This window comes from Pseudomonas sp. NPDC089428 (assembly GCF_044749325.1).
In the GTDB taxonomy this organism is placed as follows: Bacteria; Pseudomonadota; Gammaproteobacteria; order Pseudomonadales; family Pseudomonadaceae; genus Aquipseudomonas.
In genome coordinates this window covers 352,714-370,515 of record NZ_JBIVHT010000002.1, presented here as the reverse complement: position 1 = coordinate 370,515, position 17,802 = coordinate 352,714, and the positions used below count along the sequence as shown (strand labels likewise).

The 17,802-nt window shown below is 63.9% G+C and carries 14 protein-coding genes and 1 pseudogene; 10 read left to right on the top strand and 5 right to left on the bottom strand.

The window, feature by feature from the left end:
- Nucleotides 1–119: 119 nt before the first annotated feature.
- Entirely contained in the window at nt 120–1,412 is a 1,293-nt protein-coding gene (locus ACIPZ5_RS05030) for an NAD(P)/FAD-dependent oxidoreductase (RefSeq protein WP_400807057.1), read from the bottom strand.
- A 102-nt stretch (nt 1,413–1,514) separates the two neighbouring features.
- Here ACIPZ5_RS05030 and ACIPZ5_RS05025 point away from each other — a divergent pair, with 102 nt between their 5' ends.
- Nucleotides 1,515–1,868 carry a YkgJ family cysteine cluster protein gene (locus tag ACIPZ5_RS05025; RefSeq protein WP_343594449.1) on the top strand — a complete coding sequence of 118 codons (354 nt, stop codon included), beginning with the start codon at nt 1,515–1,517 and terminating at the stop codon, nt 1,866–1,868.
- Between the two features lie 2 nt (nt 1,869–1,870).
- Here ACIPZ5_RS05025 and dadR read toward each other — a convergent pair whose 3' ends face one another.
- Nucleotides 1,871–2,359, bottom strand: coding sequence for a transcriptional regulator DadR (gene dadR / locus ACIPZ5_RS05020; protein WP_003258963.1), 489 nt, complete (start codon nt 2,357–2,359; stop codon nt 1,871–1,873).
- 153 nt (nt 2,360–2,512) lie between these two features.
- Here dadR and dadA point away from each other — a divergent pair, with 153 nt between their 5' ends.
- From dadA to ACIPZ5_RS04995, 5 genes are all read left to right on the top strand, one after another.
- A complete protein-coding gene (gene dadA / locus ACIPZ5_RS05015; RefSeq protein ID WP_085676465.1) occupies nt 2,513–3,817 on the top strand; it encodes a D-amino acid dehydrogenase in 1,305 nt (434 codons plus the stop codon).
- Between the two features lie 148 nt (nt 3,818–3,965).
- Entirely contained in the window at nt 3,966–5,039 is a 1,074-nt protein-coding gene (alr, locus tag ACIPZ5_RS05010) for an alanine racemase (RefSeq protein WP_261942039.1), read from the top strand.
- A gap of 110 nt (nt 5,040–5,149) precedes the next feature.
- Nucleotides 5,150–5,698, top strand: coding sequence for a cupin domain-containing protein (locus ACIPZ5_RS05005; RefSeq protein ID WP_027917004.1), 549 nt, complete (start codon nt 5,150–5,152; stop codon nt 5,696–5,698).
- A gap of 136 nt (nt 5,699–5,834) precedes the next feature.
- Nucleotides 5,835–6,257, top strand: coding sequence for a cytochrome c5 family protein (locus ACIPZ5_RS05000; protein ID WP_261942037.1), 423 nt, complete (start codon nt 5,835–5,837; stop codon nt 6,255–6,257).
- 220 nt (nt 6,258–6,477) lie between these two features.
- The gene (locus ACIPZ5_RS04995) at nt 6,478–8,334 is read left to right on the top strand and encodes an acetyl-CoA hydrolase/transferase C-terminal domain-containing protein (protein WP_400807053.1); all 1,857 of its coding nucleotides are present in this window, start codon (nt 6,478–6,480) and stop codon (nt 8,332–8,334) included.
- Nucleotides 8,335–8,448: 114 nt separating this feature from the next.
- Here the strand turns inward: ACIPZ5_RS04995 and ACIPZ5_RS04990 are convergent, their stop codons facing one another.
- Nucleotides 8,449–9,021: a xanthine phosphoribosyltransferase gene (locus ACIPZ5_RS04990; RefSeq protein ID WP_003253535.1), complete on the bottom strand. Its 573-nt coding sequence runs from the start codon at nt 9,019–9,021 to the stop codon at nt 8,449–8,451.
- Nucleotides 9,022–9,086: 65 nt separating this feature from the next.
- Nucleotides 9,087–11,096, bottom strand: coding sequence for a DNA helicase Rep (gene rep, locus ACIPZ5_RS04985; RefSeq protein ID WP_054886748.1), 2,010 nt, complete (start codon nt 11,094–11,096; stop codon nt 9,087–9,089).
- A 299-nt stretch (nt 11,097–11,395) separates the two neighbouring features.
- Here rep and ACIPZ5_RS04980 point away from each other — a divergent pair, with 299 nt between their 5' ends.
- On the top strand, nt 11,396–13,063 hold the full coding sequence (locus ACIPZ5_RS04980; RefSeq protein WP_343594447.1) for a bifunctional diguanylate cyclase/phosphodiesterase: 1,668 nt from the start codon (nt 11,396–11,398) through the stop codon (nt 13,061–13,063).
- A gap of 80 nt (nt 13,064–13,143) precedes the next feature.
- Here the strand turns inward: ACIPZ5_RS04980 and ACIPZ5_RS04975 are convergent, their stop codons facing one another.
- Nucleotides 13,144–14,526, bottom strand: coding sequence for a NorM family multidrug efflux MATE transporter (locus tag ACIPZ5_RS04975; RefSeq protein ID WP_261942034.1), 1,383 nt, complete (start codon nt 14,524–14,526; stop codon nt 13,144–13,146).
- A gap of 155 nt (nt 14,527–14,681) precedes the next feature.
- On the opposite strand from ACIPZ5_RS04975, the gene ACIPZ5_RS04970 reads away from it, so the two are divergent.
- The 3 genes and pseudogenes from ACIPZ5_RS04970 to ACIPZ5_RS04960 all read left to right on the top strand — a co-directional run bounded on the left by ACIPZ5_RS04970 (nt 14,682) and on the right by ACIPZ5_RS04960 (nt 17,786).
- Nucleotides 14,682–15,608 (top strand): LysR substrate-binding domain-containing protein, encoded by a 927-nt coding sequence (locus ACIPZ5_RS04970; protein ID WP_261942033.1) that lies wholly within the window; start codon nt 14,682–14,684, stop codon nt 15,606–15,608.
- 279 nt (nt 15,609–15,887) lie between these two features.
- Nucleotides 15,888–16,931, top strand: a pseudogene (locus ACIPZ5_RS04965) (Cache 3/Cache 2 fusion domain-containing protein); the annotation flags it as partial.
- Nucleotides 16,926–17,786 (top strand): methyl-accepting chemotaxis protein, encoded by an 861-nt coding sequence (locus ACIPZ5_RS04960; protein ID WP_400807318.1) that lies wholly within the window; start codon nt 16,926–16,928, stop codon nt 17,784–17,786. The pseudogene ACIPZ5_RS04965 and the gene ACIPZ5_RS04960, both read left to right, overlap by 6 nt.
- Nucleotides 17,787–17,802: the final 16 nt, after the last annotated feature.

Here is a 17,802-nt window from a genome sequence, read left to right as displayed (position 1 = left end):
CCGGCGATGGGCCGCGAAGCGGCCCCACGATTTAAAGGTTGTTGCATAAATTGCCGGGGCCGCTTCGCGGCCCATCGCCGGCAAGCGCGGCTCCCACAGGGATCGTGCAACCGCAGGTGTTAGACCAGCTCTTTGAGCCGATGCCAGAGCATCCCCAGGGCCAGTATTGGTGAGCGCAGGTGCTTGCCGCCGGGGAAGGTGACATGTGGCACCTTGGCGAACAGGTCGAAACGCCCGCTTTGCTGGCCGCTGATCGCTTCGCCCAGCAGGCGCGCGGCCAGGTGAGTGGCGTTCAGGCCGTGACCCGAGTAGGCCTGGGCGTAGTAAACGTTGGGTTGGCTGGCCAGGCGGCCGACCTGTGGCAGGCGGTTGGCGCCGATGCCGATCATGCCGCCCCACTGATAATCGATGCGCACATCCGCCAGCTGCGGGAACACCTTGAGCATCTTCGGACGCATGTAGGCAGCGATGTCCTTCGGGTCGCGCCCTGAATAGTGGCAGGCACCGCCGAACAGCAGGCGACGGTCGGCCGACAGGCGATAGTAGTCCAGCGCCACGCGCTGGTCGCACACGGCCATGTTCTGCGGCAGCAACTGATGAGCGCGTTCTTCGCTGAGCGGCTCGGTGGCAATGATGTAGCTGCCGGCGGGTAGCACCTTGCCGCCCAGCTCGCGGTTGAGGTCGTTGTGATAGGCGTTGCAGCACAGCACCAAGGTCTTGGCACGCACTCGGCCCTGGGCGGTGTGCACCTGCACTTCGGGGCCGTAGTCGATACGCGTGACCTCGGATTGTTCGAACAGCTTCACGCCCAGGCGACTGGCCACAGCCGCTTCACCCAAGGCCAGGTTGAGCGGGTGCAAGTGGCCCGAACCCATGTCGATCAGGCCGCCGACATAGCAATCGGAGCCCACCACGCTGTGCATGTCGTCCTTGCCTACCAGGCGCAGTTCGTGGCGGTAGCCCAGGCTGCGCAGTGCTTCGGCATCCTCGGCGAAACCCTTCAGTTCGTCGGGTTTGTTGGCCAGGTCGCAGTAACCCCAGGTCAGGTCGCAGGCGATGGCGTGGCGCTCGACTCGTTCGCGGACGATCTCCACGGCTTCCAGGCCCATCAGCCTCATGCTGCGTACGCCTTCCTCGCCGATCACCGGGAGAAACTGCTCCAGGCCGTGGCCGACCCCGCGAATCAGCTGGCCACCGTTGCGCCCACTGGCGCCCCAGCCGAGCTTGCGCGCTTCCAGCAGGATTACCGAAAAGCCGCGCTCGGCCAGTTCGATGGCTGTGTTCAGGCCCGAGTAGCCACCGCCGACGATACACACGTCGGCGCTGTGTTCGCCTTGCAGGAAGGAATGGTCCGGGTGGGGCGCGCTGCTGGCGGCGTAGTAGGAGGCGGCGTGCTGCGCGCTGTGGATCATGGGCGAAGTCCTGTTGCTGTATTGAAAGTGGCAGAATAAGCCGTGGCCTGACAATTGGCCCTATAATTCAGCCTGATTTAAATTTCATTTGTTTATCCGGCCATGTCTTGCAACCGTCACAAGATCCACTTCCTGCGCGAACTCATTCCTTCATTCGAATGCGAGCCCGGCTGCCATGACTGCTGCGGCCCGGTTACCACCTCGTCGGAAGAGATGGCGCGTCTGCCGCGCAAGACCCAGGCCGAACAGGATGCCGCCCTGGAGCACCTGAACTGCGTGCACCTGGGCCCCAACGGCTGCACCGTCTATGAAGAACGGCCGATGATCTGCCGGCTGTTCGGTACCACGCCGCGCCTGGCCTGCCCGCGCGGCCGCGGCCCGGACCCGATGATCGAGCCCCAGGCCGAGCAACTGGTCCACCAGTTCATCGCCAGCACGCGTCAGGTGCTGGTCTAGCCTCAGTCAGGGATCGGCAGGCAGAGGCTCTCTTTCACCTCTTCCATCACGATGTAGCTCTTTGACTCGCGCACATGCGGCAGCTTCAGCAGGATGTCGCCGAGCAGCTTGCGGTACGAAGCCATTTCCGAGATACGCGCTTTCACCAGGTAGTCGAAATCGCCGGATACCAAGTGGCACTCGAGCACATGGGGCAGCTTGAGTACCGCGCGGCGGAACTCCTCGAAGGTGTCGCCGGACTTGTAGTCCAGGCTGATTTCCACGAACACCAGCAGGCTGCCCTTGAGGTGCTGCGGATTCAGCCGGGCGTTGTAGCCCATGATGATGCCCTCGCGCTCCAGGCGGCGTACGCGCTCTGTGCAAGGGGTGGTGGAAAGCCCAACTTTCTCGCCCAGTTCGGTGAAGGAAATACGCCCGTCGTTCTGCAGGATACGCAGGATGTTACGGTCGATCTTGTCCAGTTCACGCTTGCTCTGGTGCTGGGTTCTCATAGGGGATGCCCCTCCGTGAAAGGCGATTTTGCCGAGAATTCTCGCCAATAATAGGCTTTTATATAGTGAATTGCACTGGTCCGAGATTCATATACTGCGCGCATCCATGCCATATCAACAAAACAGCGGTGCGCCGCGTGCGAGGGATGAACGATGCGAGTATTGGTACTTGGTAGCGGTGTGATCGGTACCGCCAGTGCCTACTATCTGGCCCGGCAAGGCTTCGAGGTGACCGTGGTCGACCGCCAGCCGGCAGTGGCCCTGGAAACCAGCTTTGCCAACGCAGGCCAGATCTCGCCCGGCTATGCCTCGCCCTGGGCCGCCCCAGGCGTGCCGCTGAAAGCCATCAAGTGGCTGTTGGAGCGCCACGCGCCCCTGGCCATCAAGCTGACCGGTGATGTCGACCAGTACCTGTGGATGGCACAGATGCTGCGCAACTGCACCGCCAGCCGCTACGCGGTGAACAAGGAGCGCATGGTGCGCCTGTCCGAGTACAGCCGCGACTGCCTGGACGAACTGCGTGCCGAAACCGGCATTGCCTACGAAAACCGTAGCCTGGGTACCACCCAACTGTTCCGCACCCAGGCTCAGGTAGACGCCGCGGCCAAGGACATCGCCGTGCTGGAACAGTCCGGCGTGCCTTACGAGTTGCTCGACCGTGATGGCATTGCCCGTGTCGAGCCGGCCCTGGCTGGTGTCAAAGACATCCTCGCCGGCGCCCTGCGCCTGCCCAACGACCAGACCGGCGACTGCCAGCTGTTCACCACCAAGCTCGCCGAAATGGCCGTCAATCTGGGTGTGGAGTTCCGCTTCGGCCAGGACATCCAGCGCCTGGATTTCGCCGGCGACCGCATCAATGGCGTGTGGATCGATGGCAAGCTGGAAACGGCCGACCGTTACGTGCTGGCCCTGGGCAGCTACTCGCCGCAGATGCTCAAGCCACTGGGCATCAAGGCTCCGGTGTATCCGCTCAAGGGTTACTCGCTGACCGTGCCGATCACCAACGCCGACATGGCGCCGACCTCGACCATTCTGGACGAGACCTACAAGGTCGCAATCACCCGTTTCGACAACCGCATCCGCGTTGGCGGCATGGCTGAAATCGCCGGTTTTGACTTGTCGTTGAACCCACGTCGACGCGAAACGCTGGAGATGATCGTCAACGACCTTTATCCTCGCGGCGGCGACCTGAGCCAGGCCAGTTTCTGGACCGGCCTGCGCCCGGCGACTCCAGACGGTACGCCGATCGTGGGCGCAACTGCATTCCGCAACCTGTTCCTCAACACCGGCCACGGCACGCTGGGCTGGACCATGGCATGCGGCTCCGGGCGCCTGCTGGCCGACCTGATTGCGCGCAAGAAGCCGCAGATCAGTGCCGAAGGCCTGGACATTTCGCGGTATGGCAACAGCCCGGAAGTTGCCAAGCAAGGCCAGACCACGCCTGCCCATCAGCAGTAAGGTCGCCTGTACCGGCCTCTTCGCGGCTAAAGCCGCTCCCACATGGACCGCATGATCCTGAATATTGTGCGGTTCCCTGTGGGAGCGGCTTTAGCCGCGAAGAGCCCGACACCGTTTTCAACCTGTGAATCACCATAAGGCAGCCGCCATGCGTCCCGCCCGCGCCCTGATCGACTTGCAAGCTCTCCGCCACAACTACCGCCTGGCCCGTGAACTGTCTGGGGCCAAGGCCCTTGCCGTGGTCAAGGCCGACGCCTACGGCCACGGCGCCGTGCGTTGCGCCCTGGCCCTGGAGCCCGAAGCCGACGGCTTCGCCGTGGCCTGCATCGAAGAAGCGCTGGAGCTGCGCGCTGCCGGCATCAAGGCTCCGGTGCTGCTGCTCGAAGGCTTTTTCGAAGCCAGCGAGCTGGCGCTGATCGCCGAGCACGACCTGTGGTGCGTGGTGCATTCGCTGTGGCAGCTCGAAGCCATTGAGCAGACCCAGGTGCACAAGCCGCTGACCATCTGGCTCAAGCTCGACAGCGGCATGCACCGCGTCGGCCTGCACCCCAAGGACTACCACGAGGCTTACCAGCGCCTGCTGGCCAGCGGCAAGGTTTCGCGCATTGTGCTGATGAGCCACTTCGCCCGCGCCGACGAGCCGGAGGCCGACGCCACCGCTCAGCAGATCGCCGTGTTCAACGCCGCCCGTGAAGGCCTGGCTGCCGAATGCAGCCTGCGCAACTCGCCCGGCGTGCTGGCCTGGCCGCAGGCCCCGAGCGACTGGGTACGCCCAGGCATCATGCTGTACGGCGCCAGCCCCTTCGAAGCCGAGCAGCCCCAGGCCGCCCGCCTGCAGCCGGTAATGACCCTGCAATCGCGGGTCATCAGCGTACGCGAGCTGCCCACTGGTGAGCCTGTGGGCTACGGTGCCAAGTTCGTCAGCCCGCGGCCGACCCGCGTTGGCGTGGTTGCCATGGGCTACGCTGACGGCTATCCGCGCCACGCGCCCACCGGTACCCCGGTGATGGTCGCCGGCAAGCGCAGCCAGCTGATTGGCCGCGTGTCGATGGACATGCTCTGCATCGACCTCACCGACGTGCCCGAAGCCACCGTCGGCAGCCCGGTCGAGCTGTGGGGCAAACAGGTGCTGGCCAGTGATGTGGCGATGCAGGCCGGGACCATTCCGTACCAGATCTTCTGCAACCTGAGACGCGTGCCGCTGGACTATTACGGCGAATAAGGCGCCGAAGCGGACAGCTTGAGGGGCGGTGTGTTGTAAATACTGAACGGCATTGCCATGATATCGTTCACATTCACCCCGCCATCTCACCGTTTCAGGAGGCTCCAGCTTTGGACGTCGGCGAACGACTGCAAGCCATCCGCAAGCTCAAGGGCCTGTCCCAGCGGGAACTCGCCAAGCGCGCGGGGGTGACCAACAGCACCATCTCGATGATCGAGAAGAACAGCGTGAGCCCCTCGATCAGCTCGCTGCGCAAGGTGCTCAGCGGCATTCCCATGTCGATGGTCGAGTTCTTCTCGGTCGAACTGGAGGCCGAAAGCCCCGCGCAGATTGTCTACAAGGCCCACGAGCTGATCGACATCTCCGACGGTGCGGTGACCATGAAGCTGGTGGGCAAGTCGCACCCCAACCGCGCCATCGCCTTTCTCACCGAGGTCTACCCGCCGGGTGCCGACACCGGCGCCGAGATGCTCACCCACGATGGTGAAGAAACCGGCATCCTGCTCGAAGGCAAGCTCGAGCTGGTGGTGGGCAACGAGATCTTCATCCTCGAAGCGGGTGACAGCTACTACTTCGAAAGCACCCGCCCGCACCGTTTCCGCAACCCGTTCGACGCGCCGGCACGGCTGATCAGCGCGGCGACGCCTTCGAACTTTTGATCCAGCGCAGTGCATTGCTTCGGCAATACCCCTTTCCTGAGTAGGGTCGTTCCACGGTTTCCGGGTTCCCGCTATACTTTTCAACGCTCGCATTACCGTGGCCGCGGGCGTGATTAGCCACCATGAGGGTGTTCGCGTGAACCAAATCAAGAAGATGCTGGCCGTACCAGCAGCCGTATTCGCCCTTTGGGCAATCAGCGCAACCGCAGCGACCAACGACGAGCTTGCCAAGCGCCTGGAGCCTGTGGGCCAGGTGTGTGTGCAGGGCCAGGAATGCAAGGGCATGGAAGTGGCTGCCGCAGCCGGGGGCGGCGGGGCCAAGACGCCCGATGACGTGATTGCCAAGCACTGCAACGCCTGCCACGGCACCGGCTTGCTGGGCGCGCCGAAGATTGGCGACGGAGCCGCATGGAAAAAGCGCGCTGACGAACAGGGTGGGGTGGACGGGCTGCTGGCCAAGGCCATTACCGGCCTGAATGCCATGCCGCCGAAGGGTACCTGCGCGGACTGCTCGGATGATGACCTGAAAGGGGCCATCAAGAAGATGTCCGGGCTTTGAGCCGAAGATGAATTGCACGAGGCCCGCCTACTTAGGCGGGCTTTGTTTTTGGGTAGCCAGTGCCGGCCTCTTCGCGGCTAAGCCGCTCCCACAGGGACCGCACAGTGTTCGGGAACATGCGGCCCCTGTGGGCTTTAGCCGCGAAGAGGGCCGAACAGGCAACCAACCCGCTTGAGCCCATGTCCAACCCCTGACCCCATGGATGATTCAGGAGGCCCCGATGCACCTCTGCTCCATCGACCAGGCCGTCGAGCAGGTTCTCTCCCGGCTGCCAGCGCATATCCACATGGGCCTGCCGCTGGGCCTGGGCAAGCCCAACGCCTTCGTCAACGCGCTGTACGAGCGCGTGCGCGAGCTGCCTGAGCGGCGGTTGACGATCTACACCGCCTTGTCGCTTGGCCGCCCCCCCTTGGGCGACGGCCTGCAACGGCGTTTCCTCGAGCCCTTCGTCGAGCGCGTGTTCGCCGACTACGAAGAACTCACCTACCTCGCCGACCTGCGCAACGACCGACTGCCGCCGAACATCCGCGTCGAGCAGTTCTTCATGCAGCCCGGCAGCCTGCTGCACAGCGAAACCGCGCAGCAGGACTACATCAGCAGCAACTACAGCCACGCCGCGCGCGACATCAACGCCAAGGGCCTGAACCTGGTTGCCCAGCTGGTCGCGGCCACGCCGGAGAAGCCCGTCCACCTCAGCCTGGCCTGCAACCCCGACATCACCCTCGACCTGCAGCCGATGATCGCCAAGCGGCGTGCGGCAGGTGAAACCATCCTCATGCTCGGCCAGGTTCATACCGAACTGCCCTACATGCCGGGCGATGCGGAGTTGCCGATCGATGCGTTCGACCTGTTGATCGACGAAGCGGAGCAGCGCCGGCTGTTCTCTACCCCGAACATGCCGGTCAGCACCCAGGACCACTGCATCGGTTTGCACGCAAGTTCACTGGTGCGTGACGGCGGCACCCTGCAGATCGGCATCGGTGCCATGGGCGATGCGCTGGCGGCGGCATTGCTGGCGCGCCAGGGCGACAACCCAGGTTACCGCGCCTTGCTCGACGAACTGGACGTCGGCCCCTGGCAGGCGCTGATCGAACGAGAAGGGGGCCTGGAGGCCTTCGCCCAAGGCCTGTACGGCTGCAGCGAGATGTTCGTCAACGGCCTGCTGGCGCTGGCCGAGGCGGGTGTGGTGCGGCGCCTGGCGGATGAGCAGGGTGTGCTGGTGCATGGCGGCTTCTTTCTCGGCCCGCAGGCGTTCTACCAACGTTTGCGCGAGATGCCACTGGAGCAGCGCGCCCGTTTCGCCATGACCCGTATCAGCTTCATCAACGAACTGTACGGCCAGGAAGACCTCAAGCGCCGCCAGCGCCGCGATGCGCGCTTCGTTAACACGGTGTTCGGCATGACCCTGCTCGGTGCCGGGGTGGCCGATCAGCTGGAAGACGGCCGGGTGCTCAGCGGGGTAGGCGGGCAGTACAACTTCGTGGCCCAGGGCCATGCGCTTGAAGGCGGGCGCTCGATCCTGCTGCTGCGCAGCTGGCGCGAGGCGGGCGGGGAGGTTTCATCAAACCTGTTCTGGCGCTATGGCCACTGCACCATCCCGCGGCACCTGCGCGATATCGTGGTGACCGAGTACGGTATTGCCGACCTGCGGGGGCAGACCGACAGCGAAGTGATTGCGCGGTTGCTGGCAGTGAGCGATTCGCGGTTCCAGCAGGGGCTGATCGAGCAGGCAAAAGAGGCGGGCAAGCTGGCCAGGGATTTTCAGCTGGATGCGCGATTTACCGATAATACGCCACAGCGGTTGGAGGCGATCAGGGTTCGGCATGCGCGCTTGTTCCCGGAGTATCCGCTGGGAACGGACTTCACGGCTGAAGAGCGGGACTTGTTGCGGGCGCTGAACTGGTTGAAGAGCAAGTTCAAGCTGAGTGAGGTGCTGGAGCTGGGCAAGGCGGCATTGGAGGCGCCCGGGCCGCAGGGGTATGAAGCGCACCTGGCGCGGATGCAGCTGGATCGGCCGCAGGGGCTCAGGGAAGAGCTGTACCAGCGCTTGCTGCTGGCGGGATTATCAGAAACCTGACAGATAGATGCTGGGGCCATTCGCGGGCAAGCCCGCTACCACAGGAACCGCACAGCTTTCAAAACCTGTGCGGTACCTGTGGGAGCGGGCTTGCCCGCGAAGCAGGCGACGCGGTCACTCGATGAACGAAACCACACCACCTTCCAGCGACTTCACCCGGGCCAGCGATTCAACGCGGTAGCCCTGGCTGTCCAGCTCGGCACGGCCGCCCTGGAACGACTTCTCGATGACGATGCCCAGGCCGGCAACGGTGGCACCGGCCTGCTTGATGATCGAGATCAGTGCCTGCGACGCCTTGCCGTTGGCCAGGAAGTCGTCGATCACCAGCACGCGATCGCTGCTGTTGAGGTGGCGCGGCGAGATGGCCACGGTGTTCTCGGTCTGCTTGGTGAAGGAGTACACCGAGGCAGTCAGCAGGTTTTCGGTCAGGGTCAGCGACTGGTGCTTGCGCGCGAAGATTACCGGTACGCCCAGCTTCAGGCCGGTCATCACCGCCGGGGCAATGCCCGAGGCTTCGATGGTGACGATCTTGGTCACGCCGGCATCGGCGAACAGGCGGGCGAACTCGTCACCGATCAGCTGCATCAGCGCCGGGTCGATCTGGTGGTTGAGAAACGCGTCGACTTTGAGTACCTGGTCGGAAAGCACGATGCCTTCTTCGCGAATCTTCTGATGCAGTGCTTCCACTGTGGTATTCCTCGATGTAACAAAGGTGGCCGCTCAAAGCGGCAGATTTAAAGGATAAGGGTTGATCAGCGTTTGAGCATTGCCCGGATGTCGGCCAGGGCGTTGTTGCCGCGCGCGGCCTTCACCTCGACCGGCGCGTCGTCCAGGCCTTCCCAGGCCAGGTCGTCGGGTGGCAGTTCGTCGAGGAACCGGCTTGGCGTGCAGTCGATGATCTCACCGTACTGCTTGCGCTTGGCGGCGAAGGTGAAAGCCAGGGTCTGGCGAGCGCGGGTGATGCCCACGTAGGCCAGGCGGCGTTCCTCTTCGATGGTGTCGGCCTCGATGCTGGAGCGGTGGGGGAGGATCTCCTCCTCCATGCCCATGATGAACACGTACGGGAATTCCAGGCCCTTGGAGGCGTGCAGGGTCATCATCTGCACACCTTCGGCGTTTTCTTCCTCTTCCTGCTGGCGCTCGAGCATGTCGCGCAGCACCAGCTTGCCGATGGCATCCTCGATGGTCATGTCACCCTCTTCATCCTTCTCGAGGGTGTTCTTCAGCGCTTCGACCAGGAACCAGACGTTGCTGATACGGAACTCTGCCGCCTTGTCGCTGGCGGTCTGCTGGCGGATCCAGTTCTCGTAGTCGATGTCGCGGATCATCTCGTGCAGCGCGGCGATCGGGTCTTCCAGGGCAACCTTGTGGCGTACCCCGTCGAGCCAGTGCTTGAAGCGCTGCAGGCGCTCGGTGTAGCGGGCATCCAGGTGCTCGCCCAGGCCCAGCTCCTCGCTGGCGGCGTACATCGAGATACCGCGCTCGGTGGCGTAGTTGCCGAGCTTTTCCAGGGTGGTCGAGCCGATCTCGCGGCGCGGCACGTTGATCACCCGCAGGTAGGCGTTGTCGTCATCCGGGTTCACCAGGAGGCGCAGGTAGGCCATGAGGTCCTTGACCTCCTGGCGGCCGAAGAAGCTGTTGCCGCCCGACAGGCGATAGGGCACCTGGTGGTGCTGCAACTTCAGTTCGATCAGCTTGGCCTGGTAGTTGCCGCGGTAGAGGATGGCGAAGTCGCTGTACGGGCGGTTGGTGCGCAGGTGCAAGGTGAGGATTTCCATGGCCACGCGTTCGGCCTCGGCTTCCTCGTTCTTGCAGCGGATCACGCGGATCTCGTCGCCCACGCCCATCTCGCTCCACAGCTGCTTTTCGAAGGCGTGCGGGTTGTTGGCAATCAGCACGTTGGCGCAGCGCAGGATGCGGCTGGTGGAGCGGTAGTTCTGTTCGAGCATGACGATCTTCAGGGAGGGGTAGTCCTCCTTGAGCAGCATCAGGTTCTCTGGGCGCGCGCCACGCCAGGCGTAGATAGACTGGTCGTCATCGCCCACCACGGTGAACTGGTTGCGCATGCCGATCAGCATCTTCACCAGCAGGTACTGGCTGGCGTTGGTGTCCTGGTATTCGTCCACCAGCAGGTAGCGCACGCGGTTCTGCCAGCGTTCGAGCACGTCGGGGTGCTCCTGGAACAGCTTGACCGGCAGCAGGATCAGGTCGTCGAAGTCCACCGCGTTGAACGCCTTGAGCGTGCGCTGGTAGTGGGTGTAGACGATGGCGGCGGTCTGCTCGCGCGGGTTGCGCGCCTTTTCCAGGGCTTCGGCGGGCAGGATCAGGTCGTTTTTCCAGGCACCGATCATGTTCTTGATCTCGTCGATGCCGTCGTCGCCGGAGTATTCCTTCTGCATGATGTCCGACAGCAGCGCCTTGATGTCGGATTCGTCGAAGATCGAGAAGCCCGGCTTGTAGCCCAGGCGCTCGTGCTCCTTGCGGATGATGTTCAGGCCCAGGTTGTGGAACGTGCACACCGTCAGGCCGCGGCCTTCCCCCGGGCGCAGCAGGGTGGCGACCCGCTCCTTCATCTCGCGGGCGGCCTTGTTGGTGAAGGTCATCGCCACGATGTACTGGGCACGGATGCCGCAGTTCTGGATGAGGTGGGCAATCTTGCGTGTGATCACGCTGGTCTTGCCCGAGCCAGCACCGGCGAGCACCAATAGAGGGCCGCCGACGTAGTCACGGGCTTCCTGTTGCCGGGGATTGAGTCGGGACATGCTAGAAACCGGGGGTCGCCAGAAAATAGCCGCGCATTCTAACAGGCATGGGCCACTTGTGGCGCGACCGTCTGACGTTTGAGTCAGACTTTTGTTCGGGGGTAAGGATTAGTGAAACTAATGCTATTCACCGAAAAAATCGTAATTGCCGGTTTGACGACTTTCCCGCAGGATGCACGTCAAAATGCGACGGGAGGCACTGCGGGCAAAGGATATGTCTAAAAGTGAAAATCATTTTCATTTATGCAGTAGCATGTCCGACATCCAACGCTAGACCTTTCAAGCTTTAAGGAGCCCGCTTGTCCACGCCTGTCGAACCTTTGCGTTTGCTGCTGTTGGCTGATGAGCCGGAATGGGCCGCCTTACTACGCGAATGCCTGCTGCCGCTGGACGGTACCGCAGCTTTGCTGACCGCGCCGAACTGGGCGGCGGTCGATACCCTGTTCAGCCATGACCGCCAGGCCGTGGTACTGGCCACGCCGGCATTGCAGCCAGCGCCCGGGCGCTGCGAACTGCCGACCATCCTGTTGCTCGACCACGAACCCGATACGCCGCCAACCGGCGTCAGTGACTGGCTGGTGCGTGACCAGCTCAATGCCGATACCCTGCGCCGCTCGTTGCGCCATGTGCGCGAGCGCGGTGTGCTGGTGGCCACCTTGCAGCGCCTGGCCGAGCAAGACCCACTGACCGGCATCGCCAACCGCCAGGGCTTTCAGGCCCTGCTGACCACGCGCCTGGCCGAGAACGAAGGCCGCGGCGTGGCTCTTGGTCATCTGGACCTGGACAACTTCCGCCACGTCAACGATGCCCTTGGCCACCAGTGCGGCGACCGCCTGATCCTGCAGGTGGTATCGCGCCTCAAGCAGCAGCTGGAAGCCGGTGACCAGCTGGCGCGCCTGGGCAGCGACGAGTTCGCCCTGCTGATCGACACGCGCCGCGACGCCAACCGCGCCGAATGGATCGCTGAACGCATCGTCGAGGCCCTGGCTGAACCCTACTGGATCGACGGCGAAAGCCTGTTGCTCGGCTGCAGCCTGGGCCTGGCCCATGCCCGCGCCCAGGGGGGGGCCGACCCGCTGATGTGGCATGCGCATATCGCCATGCGCCAGGCCAAGGGCAGCCAGGGCTGCACTTTCCATGTGTTCAATGAGCGCATCAACCGCAATGCGCGCAGCCTGGCCGATCTGGAAAGCGAGCTGCGCCGGGCGCTGCGTCGCGATGAACTGGAGCTGCACTACCAGCCGCGCTTGAACCTTGCCGATGGGCGCATCGTCGGCCTCGAGGCCCTGGTGCGCTGGCGCCATGCCGAACGCGGCCTGCTACCGCCCAGCGAGTTCGTGCCGCTGGCCGAACAGAGCGGGCTGATCGTGCCACTGGGTTACTGGGTTATTTCCCGTGCCCTGCGCGACATGCAGGCATTGCGCGAGCAGGGGCTTGCGCCGCTGCACATGGCGGTGAACCTGAGCTTCCGCCAGTTCCAGGACAGCCAGTTGCTGGCCACCCTGAGCCGGCTGATCATCGAGCATGGTGTGGATGCCCGTTGGCTGGAATTCGAACTGACCGAAACGGCGGTGATGCGCCGCAACGAGCTGGTGCGTCAGACCATGGATGCCCTGGGTCGCCTGGGTGTGCGTTTTTCGCTGGATGACTTTGGGACCGGCTTCTCGTCCTTTGTGCACCTGAACAGCCTGCCGATCACCTTGCTCAAGGTCGACCGCAGCTTCGTTGCCGAGATGGAGATGCGCGAAGAAAACCGCAAGCTGGTGCACGCCATGATCAACCTGGCGCACAACCTCAACCTGGAAGTGGTGGCCGAGGGCGTCGAGAGCCCGGAACAGATGGCTTTGCTGCGCGGCTTTGGCTGTGACCAGGTGCAAGGGTTCCTGGTCAGCAAGCCGCTGCCGGTGGGGGAGTTGATCGACTATCTGCTGCAGGCGTCCAATCGCCCCGTGGTTGCCGCCCTCTAGGCCCCTTCGCGGGTAAACCCGCTCCTACAGGTTCATACGATCCCTGTAGGAGCGGGTTTACCCGCGAAAGGGCCTCCAAGTCAGGCCGATACAGTAGCGCCAACCCCGGCCTTGCCCAGCAACCGCTTCATCCGCCACTCGAAGCCAAGGGTCAGCGCCACTGCCGCACAGGCCAGCCCCAGTGCCAACCCCCACCAGACGCCCACGGCCCCGCCACCCAGGGTAAAGGTGAACAGCCAGGCACTCGGCGCGCCCACCAGCCAGTAGCAGCAGAGCCCGATCAGGAAGGTGGTCTTGGCGTCCTTCAACCCACGGATCGATCCCATGGCGATGGTCTGCATGCCATCGAACAGTTCGAACCATGCCGCCACCATCAGCAGTTGCACTGCCAACTGATAGATCGCGGTAAAACCGGGGTCATTCCGGTCGATGAACAGCCCCACCAGCGCCTCCGGCAGCAGCAGGAACAACGCCGCAAAGGCAAACATGATCGTCGCCCCAAAGCCGATCCCCACGCGCCCGGCACTGCGTGCCGCCAGCAGGTTGCCGGCGCCGTAGTACAGGCCCACACGCATGGTCACCGCATACGACAGCCCGGTCGGCACCATGAACGCGGTGGAGACGATCTGCAGGGCAATCTGGTGCGCCGCCAGTTGCGTGCTGCCCAGCACGCCCATGCACAGCGCGGCGAAAGCGAACAGCCCGACTTCCACCATGTAGGTGCCGCCAATCGGCAGGCCCAGCCGCCACAGCTCGCGCAGGGCTGGTAGCGAAGGGCGCGACAGCCCTTTGCGCAATGGATAGTCGGCATAGGCCGAGTGCCAGCGGATGTACAGCGCCAAGGCGATGGCCATGCCCATCGACACCACTGCAGTGACCAGGCCAATGCCCATCAGGCCCAGCTTGGGCAGGCCGAACATGCCTTCGATCAGGGCGACGTTGAACAGGTAGTTGAGCACCGTGCCGACCAGGCTGATGACCATCACCGGGGTCGAACGCCCCAGCGCACTGGTGAAGCCGCGCAGGGCCATGAAGGTCAGGTAGCCAGGCAGGGCCAGTGGTAGCAGGGTGAGGAATTCGGCTGCCGATTCGACGTTCTCCGGCTGCTGACCAAACATCAACAGCACCGGTTTCAGGTTCCACAGCACCAGTGCCGCCAGCAGCGCCAGGCCCCAGGCCAGCCACAGGCCGTTCTGCGCCAGGCGAGTAGCGCCCACGATGTCATTGGCACCCTTGCGAATCGCCACCAGGGTGCCGACAGCGGCGATCACGCCCAGGCAAAAGATCGACACGAACGAATAGCTTGCCGCGCCCAGGCCACCCCCAGCCAGGGCCTGCGGGCTGATGCGGGCCATCATCAGGGTGTCGGTCAGCACCATCAGCATGTGCGCCAACTGCGAGGCGATCAGCGGCCCGGCCAGGCGCAGCAGTGCCTTGAGTTCTTTAGTGGGCGCGACATGCATGGGTTAGTCCTTGTGCCTGATCCTGTGAGCGAGGGACGATTCTGAGGCTTCGGTCAACTTTGCACAAAAGGATAAAAACGATGGTTGGCATGAGTTGAACTCATGCATATATGATTCTGTGCATTCCTTGCCCACCCCCCGGATAACAGGTGCCTATGTCTCGCCAGCTGCCTCCCCTGTATGCACTGCGCGCATTCGAAGCGGCTGCGCGGCTGAGCTCGTTCACCCGCGCCGGTGAAGAGCTGTCGATCACCCAGAGCGCGGTCAGCCGGCATATCCGCACCTTGGAAGAACACTTCGCCTGCCGCCTGTTCGTGCGCAGTGGCCGCAGCCTGCAGCTGACCGAAGCGGCGCGGGTGCTGCTGCCCGGCGTGCGTGAAGGCTTTGCTGCGCTGGAGCGGGCCTGCGATACCTTGCGCGGGGAAGATGACATTCTGCGCATGAAAGCGCCGTCGACCCTGACCATGCGCTGGCTCCTGGCGCGGCTCAGCCAATTTCGCCACTTGCAGCCGGGCAATGAGGTGCAGCTGACCAGTGCCTGGATGGACGTCGACCATGTGGACTTCAACCAGGAACCCTTCGATTGCGCGGTGCTGCTCAGTGACGGGGTGTTCCCGGCGGACTGGGAGGTGCGCCGGCTGTTTTCCGAGCTGTTGATCCCGGTGGGGGCGCCGGACCTGCTGAAGGACGGGCCGTGGGACGAGCGGCGGCTGGCCGGTATCGAGCTGCTGCACCCCACCCCCGACAAGCGTGACTGGCGCGAATGGCTGGAACGCATGGGGCTCAGCGACAAGGTGTCGCTCAAGGGTGGGCAGGTGTTCGATACCTTGGAGCTGGGCATGATCGCGGCAGCGCGGGGCTATGGCATCTCGATGGGCGACCTGCTGATGGTCGCCGAGGATGTGGCCCAGGGGCGCCTGAGTTTGCCTTGGCCGACGGCGGTGCCCAGTGGCATGGATTATTACCTGGTGTGGCCACGGACCCGGCCGGGCGGGGAGCGGTTGCGGCGCTTGAGTGTGTTTTTGCAAGAGGAAGCGGCGGCGGTGGACTTGCCCGCTGTGCAGATCCTGCCGGCCCTTTGACTGCCTCGACTGGCCTCTTCGCGGGGCAAGCCCGCTCCCACAGGATATGCGCATGTCTCAAGTCTGGCTGAGCACTTGTGGGAGCGGGCTTGCCCCGCGAAAGGGCCAGCACAGGAAAAAGAAAACGTTTGCGAATATCCCGGTCCGACACTCAAGTATTCGAGCGCGACGCCGATCTACTGGCACCAGCGTCCCGGAAGAGGGCGCGCTTTCCCGTCGATATCAAGCGGGTGGTCAGCGTGATCAGGACGATACCGGCCTCTTGCCAGGAGCTTCTACATGTCTCAACCGCGTGCCCGAATTGCCTCGCAACTCGGTGTCGCCCTCGCCATCGTGCTGGCGCTGGTGATTTCCGGCAGTACCTTGTTCGCCCTGCGTGCGCTGGACGACGCCAACCTCGCCACCCGCCAGGCCCATCTGGCCAGCGAAGCACGGCTGCTGGCCGACCAGCTCGATACGTTCCACGGTTCGCTCAAGGACAATACCCAGCGGCTGAGCGGCCTGTTCGAGCGCCGTTTCGCCTCGGGCCTGTCGTTGCATGCCGGCGAGACCGTGCAGGTCGCAGGCCAAAGCACGCCCGCCCTGTATCTGGGTGATCGGCTGCTGAACAACGATTTCCAGGTGGTCGACGAATTCCAGCAGATGACTGCCGGCATCGCGACCCTGTTCGTACGCAGTGGCGATGACTTCGTGCGCATCAGCACCAACCTGAAGAAGCAGGACGGCACGCGCGCCATCGGCACCCAGCTCGACCGCCAGCACCCGGCCTACACCAAGCTGCTGGCCGGGCAGATGTACGTCGGCCGTGCCGTGCTGTTCGAGCGCAACTACATGACCCGCTACGTGCCGGTGCGCGACAGCAACGGCCGGGTGATCGCGGTGCTGTTTGTCGGCTTTGACTACACCGACGCGCAGAACGCCCAGTTCGCCAACCTCAAGCGCTTCCGCATCGGCGCCACCGGTTCCCTGGCCATTCGCGATGAGCAGGGCCAATGGCTGGTGCCGCCGGCCAATGCCGACCAGGACCTGTTCAGCGCCAGTGCACCTTTCACCGAAGGCCCTTGGACCGTGGTTGCCAGCATGCCCAAGGCTGAAATCCGCGAGGTGACCTGGAGCGTCGGCCTGCGCCTGGCCATCGGCAGCCTGCTGGCGATGCTGCTGGCAGTGGCTGCCACCCTGTGGCTGCTGCGCCGCAAGCTGCGCCCGCTGGACGACCTGGTGCGCCAGGCCGAAGCACTGGGTGCCGGCGACCTGAATGCGCGCCTGAGCGTGACCAGCCATGACGAGATCGGCCAACTGGCGCGCAGCTTCAACCAGATGGGCGAGGCGTTGTCGACCATGGTCGAGCACATCCGCAGTGCCTCCGAGCAGGTCAGCAGCCGCGCGCGCTCGCTGTCCGGGCTGTCTGCCGGTGCCTGTGAAGGCATGGACCAGCAGTCCGGCGAGATCACCAGCATGGCCGGTGCGGTGGAAGAGTTCAGCGCAACCTCGATGAACATCGCCGACAACATGGCAGGGACTGAGCGCATGGCCCGCGACAACGCGCAGCAGACCCGCATCGGCCGCAGCGCCATGGACGAAGCGTCCAGCTCGTTGCGCCAGATTGCCGAAGCGCTGGGTGGTACCGCCACGGTGATGGACAGCCTGGGCGCACGCTCGCAGGAGATCGGCGGCATCATCAGTGTGATCACCGCGATTGCCGAACAGACCAACCTGCTGGCGCTGAACGCCGCCATCGAGGCGGCCCGTGCCGGTGAGCAGGGCCGTGGCTTTGCCGTGGTCGCTGATGAAGTACGTGGGCTGGCAGCGCGCACGCGCCAGGCGACCGATGAAATTTCCGGGATGATCAACAACATCCAGCAGCAGACCGGGCACGCCATCAATACCCTGGAGCAGGGCAACCAGCTGATGCAGGAAGGGCTGGCGCGCAACGACAAAGTCGCCGAAGCGTTGGCGCGTATCGATGAGCAGAGCCGTGCGGCGGGTGAGCAGTTTGCCGTGATCAGCACGGCGACCCAGGAGCAGAGCAGCACCGCGACAGTGCTCAGCCGCAACCTGCAGAGCATTGCCCAGGCCAACAGCGAGCAGCGTGATGTGGCCAATGAACTGGCCTTTACCGCGCGGGAGCTGGAAGGGCTGGCGGCGCAGCTGCGCCAGGAAGTGGACCGCTTCCGCTGAGACCGCATGGGGCCGC

Bases quoted from the DNA above. Each gene is read 5' to 3' on its own strand.
- alr (WP_261942039.1), top strand. From the start codon at position 3,966: ATGCGTCCCGCCCGCGCCCTGATCGACTTGCAAGCTCTCCGCCACAAC.
- ACIPZ5_RS05025 (WP_343594449.1), top strand. From the start codon at position 1,515: ATGTCTTGCAACCGTCACAAGATCCACTTCCTGCGCGAACTCATTCCT.
- rep (WP_054886748.1), bottom strand. From the start codon at position 11,096: ATGTCCCGACTCAATCCCCGGCAACAGGAAGCCCGTGACTACGTCGGC.
- ACIPZ5_RS04995 (WP_400807053.1), top strand. From the start codon at position 6,478: ATGCACCTCTGCTCCATCGACCAGGCCGTCGAGCAGGTTCTCTCCCGG.
- dadA (WP_085676465.1), top strand. From the start codon at position 2,513: ATGCGAGTATTGGTACTTGGTAGCGGTGTGATCGGTACCGCCAGTGCC.
- ACIPZ5_RS05030 (WP_400807057.1), bottom strand. From the start codon at position 1,412: ATGATCCACAGCGCGCAGCACGCCGCCTCCTACTACGCCGCCAGCAGC.
- ACIPZ5_RS04960 (WP_400807318.1), top strand. From the start codon at position 16,926: ATGGGCGAGGCGTTGTCGACCATGGTCGAGCACATCCGCAGTGCCTCC.
- dadR (WP_003258963.1), bottom strand. From the start codon at position 2,359: ATGAGAACCCAGCACCAGAGCAAGCGTGAACTGGACAAGATCGACCGT.
- ACIPZ5_RS04975 (WP_261942034.1), bottom strand. From the start codon at position 14,526: ATGCATGTCGCGCCCACTAAAGAACTCAAGGCACTGCTGCGCCTGGCC.
- ACIPZ5_RS04970 (WP_261942033.1), top strand. From the start codon at position 14,682: ATGTCTCGCCAGCTGCCTCCCCTGTATGCACTGCGCGCATTCGAAGCG.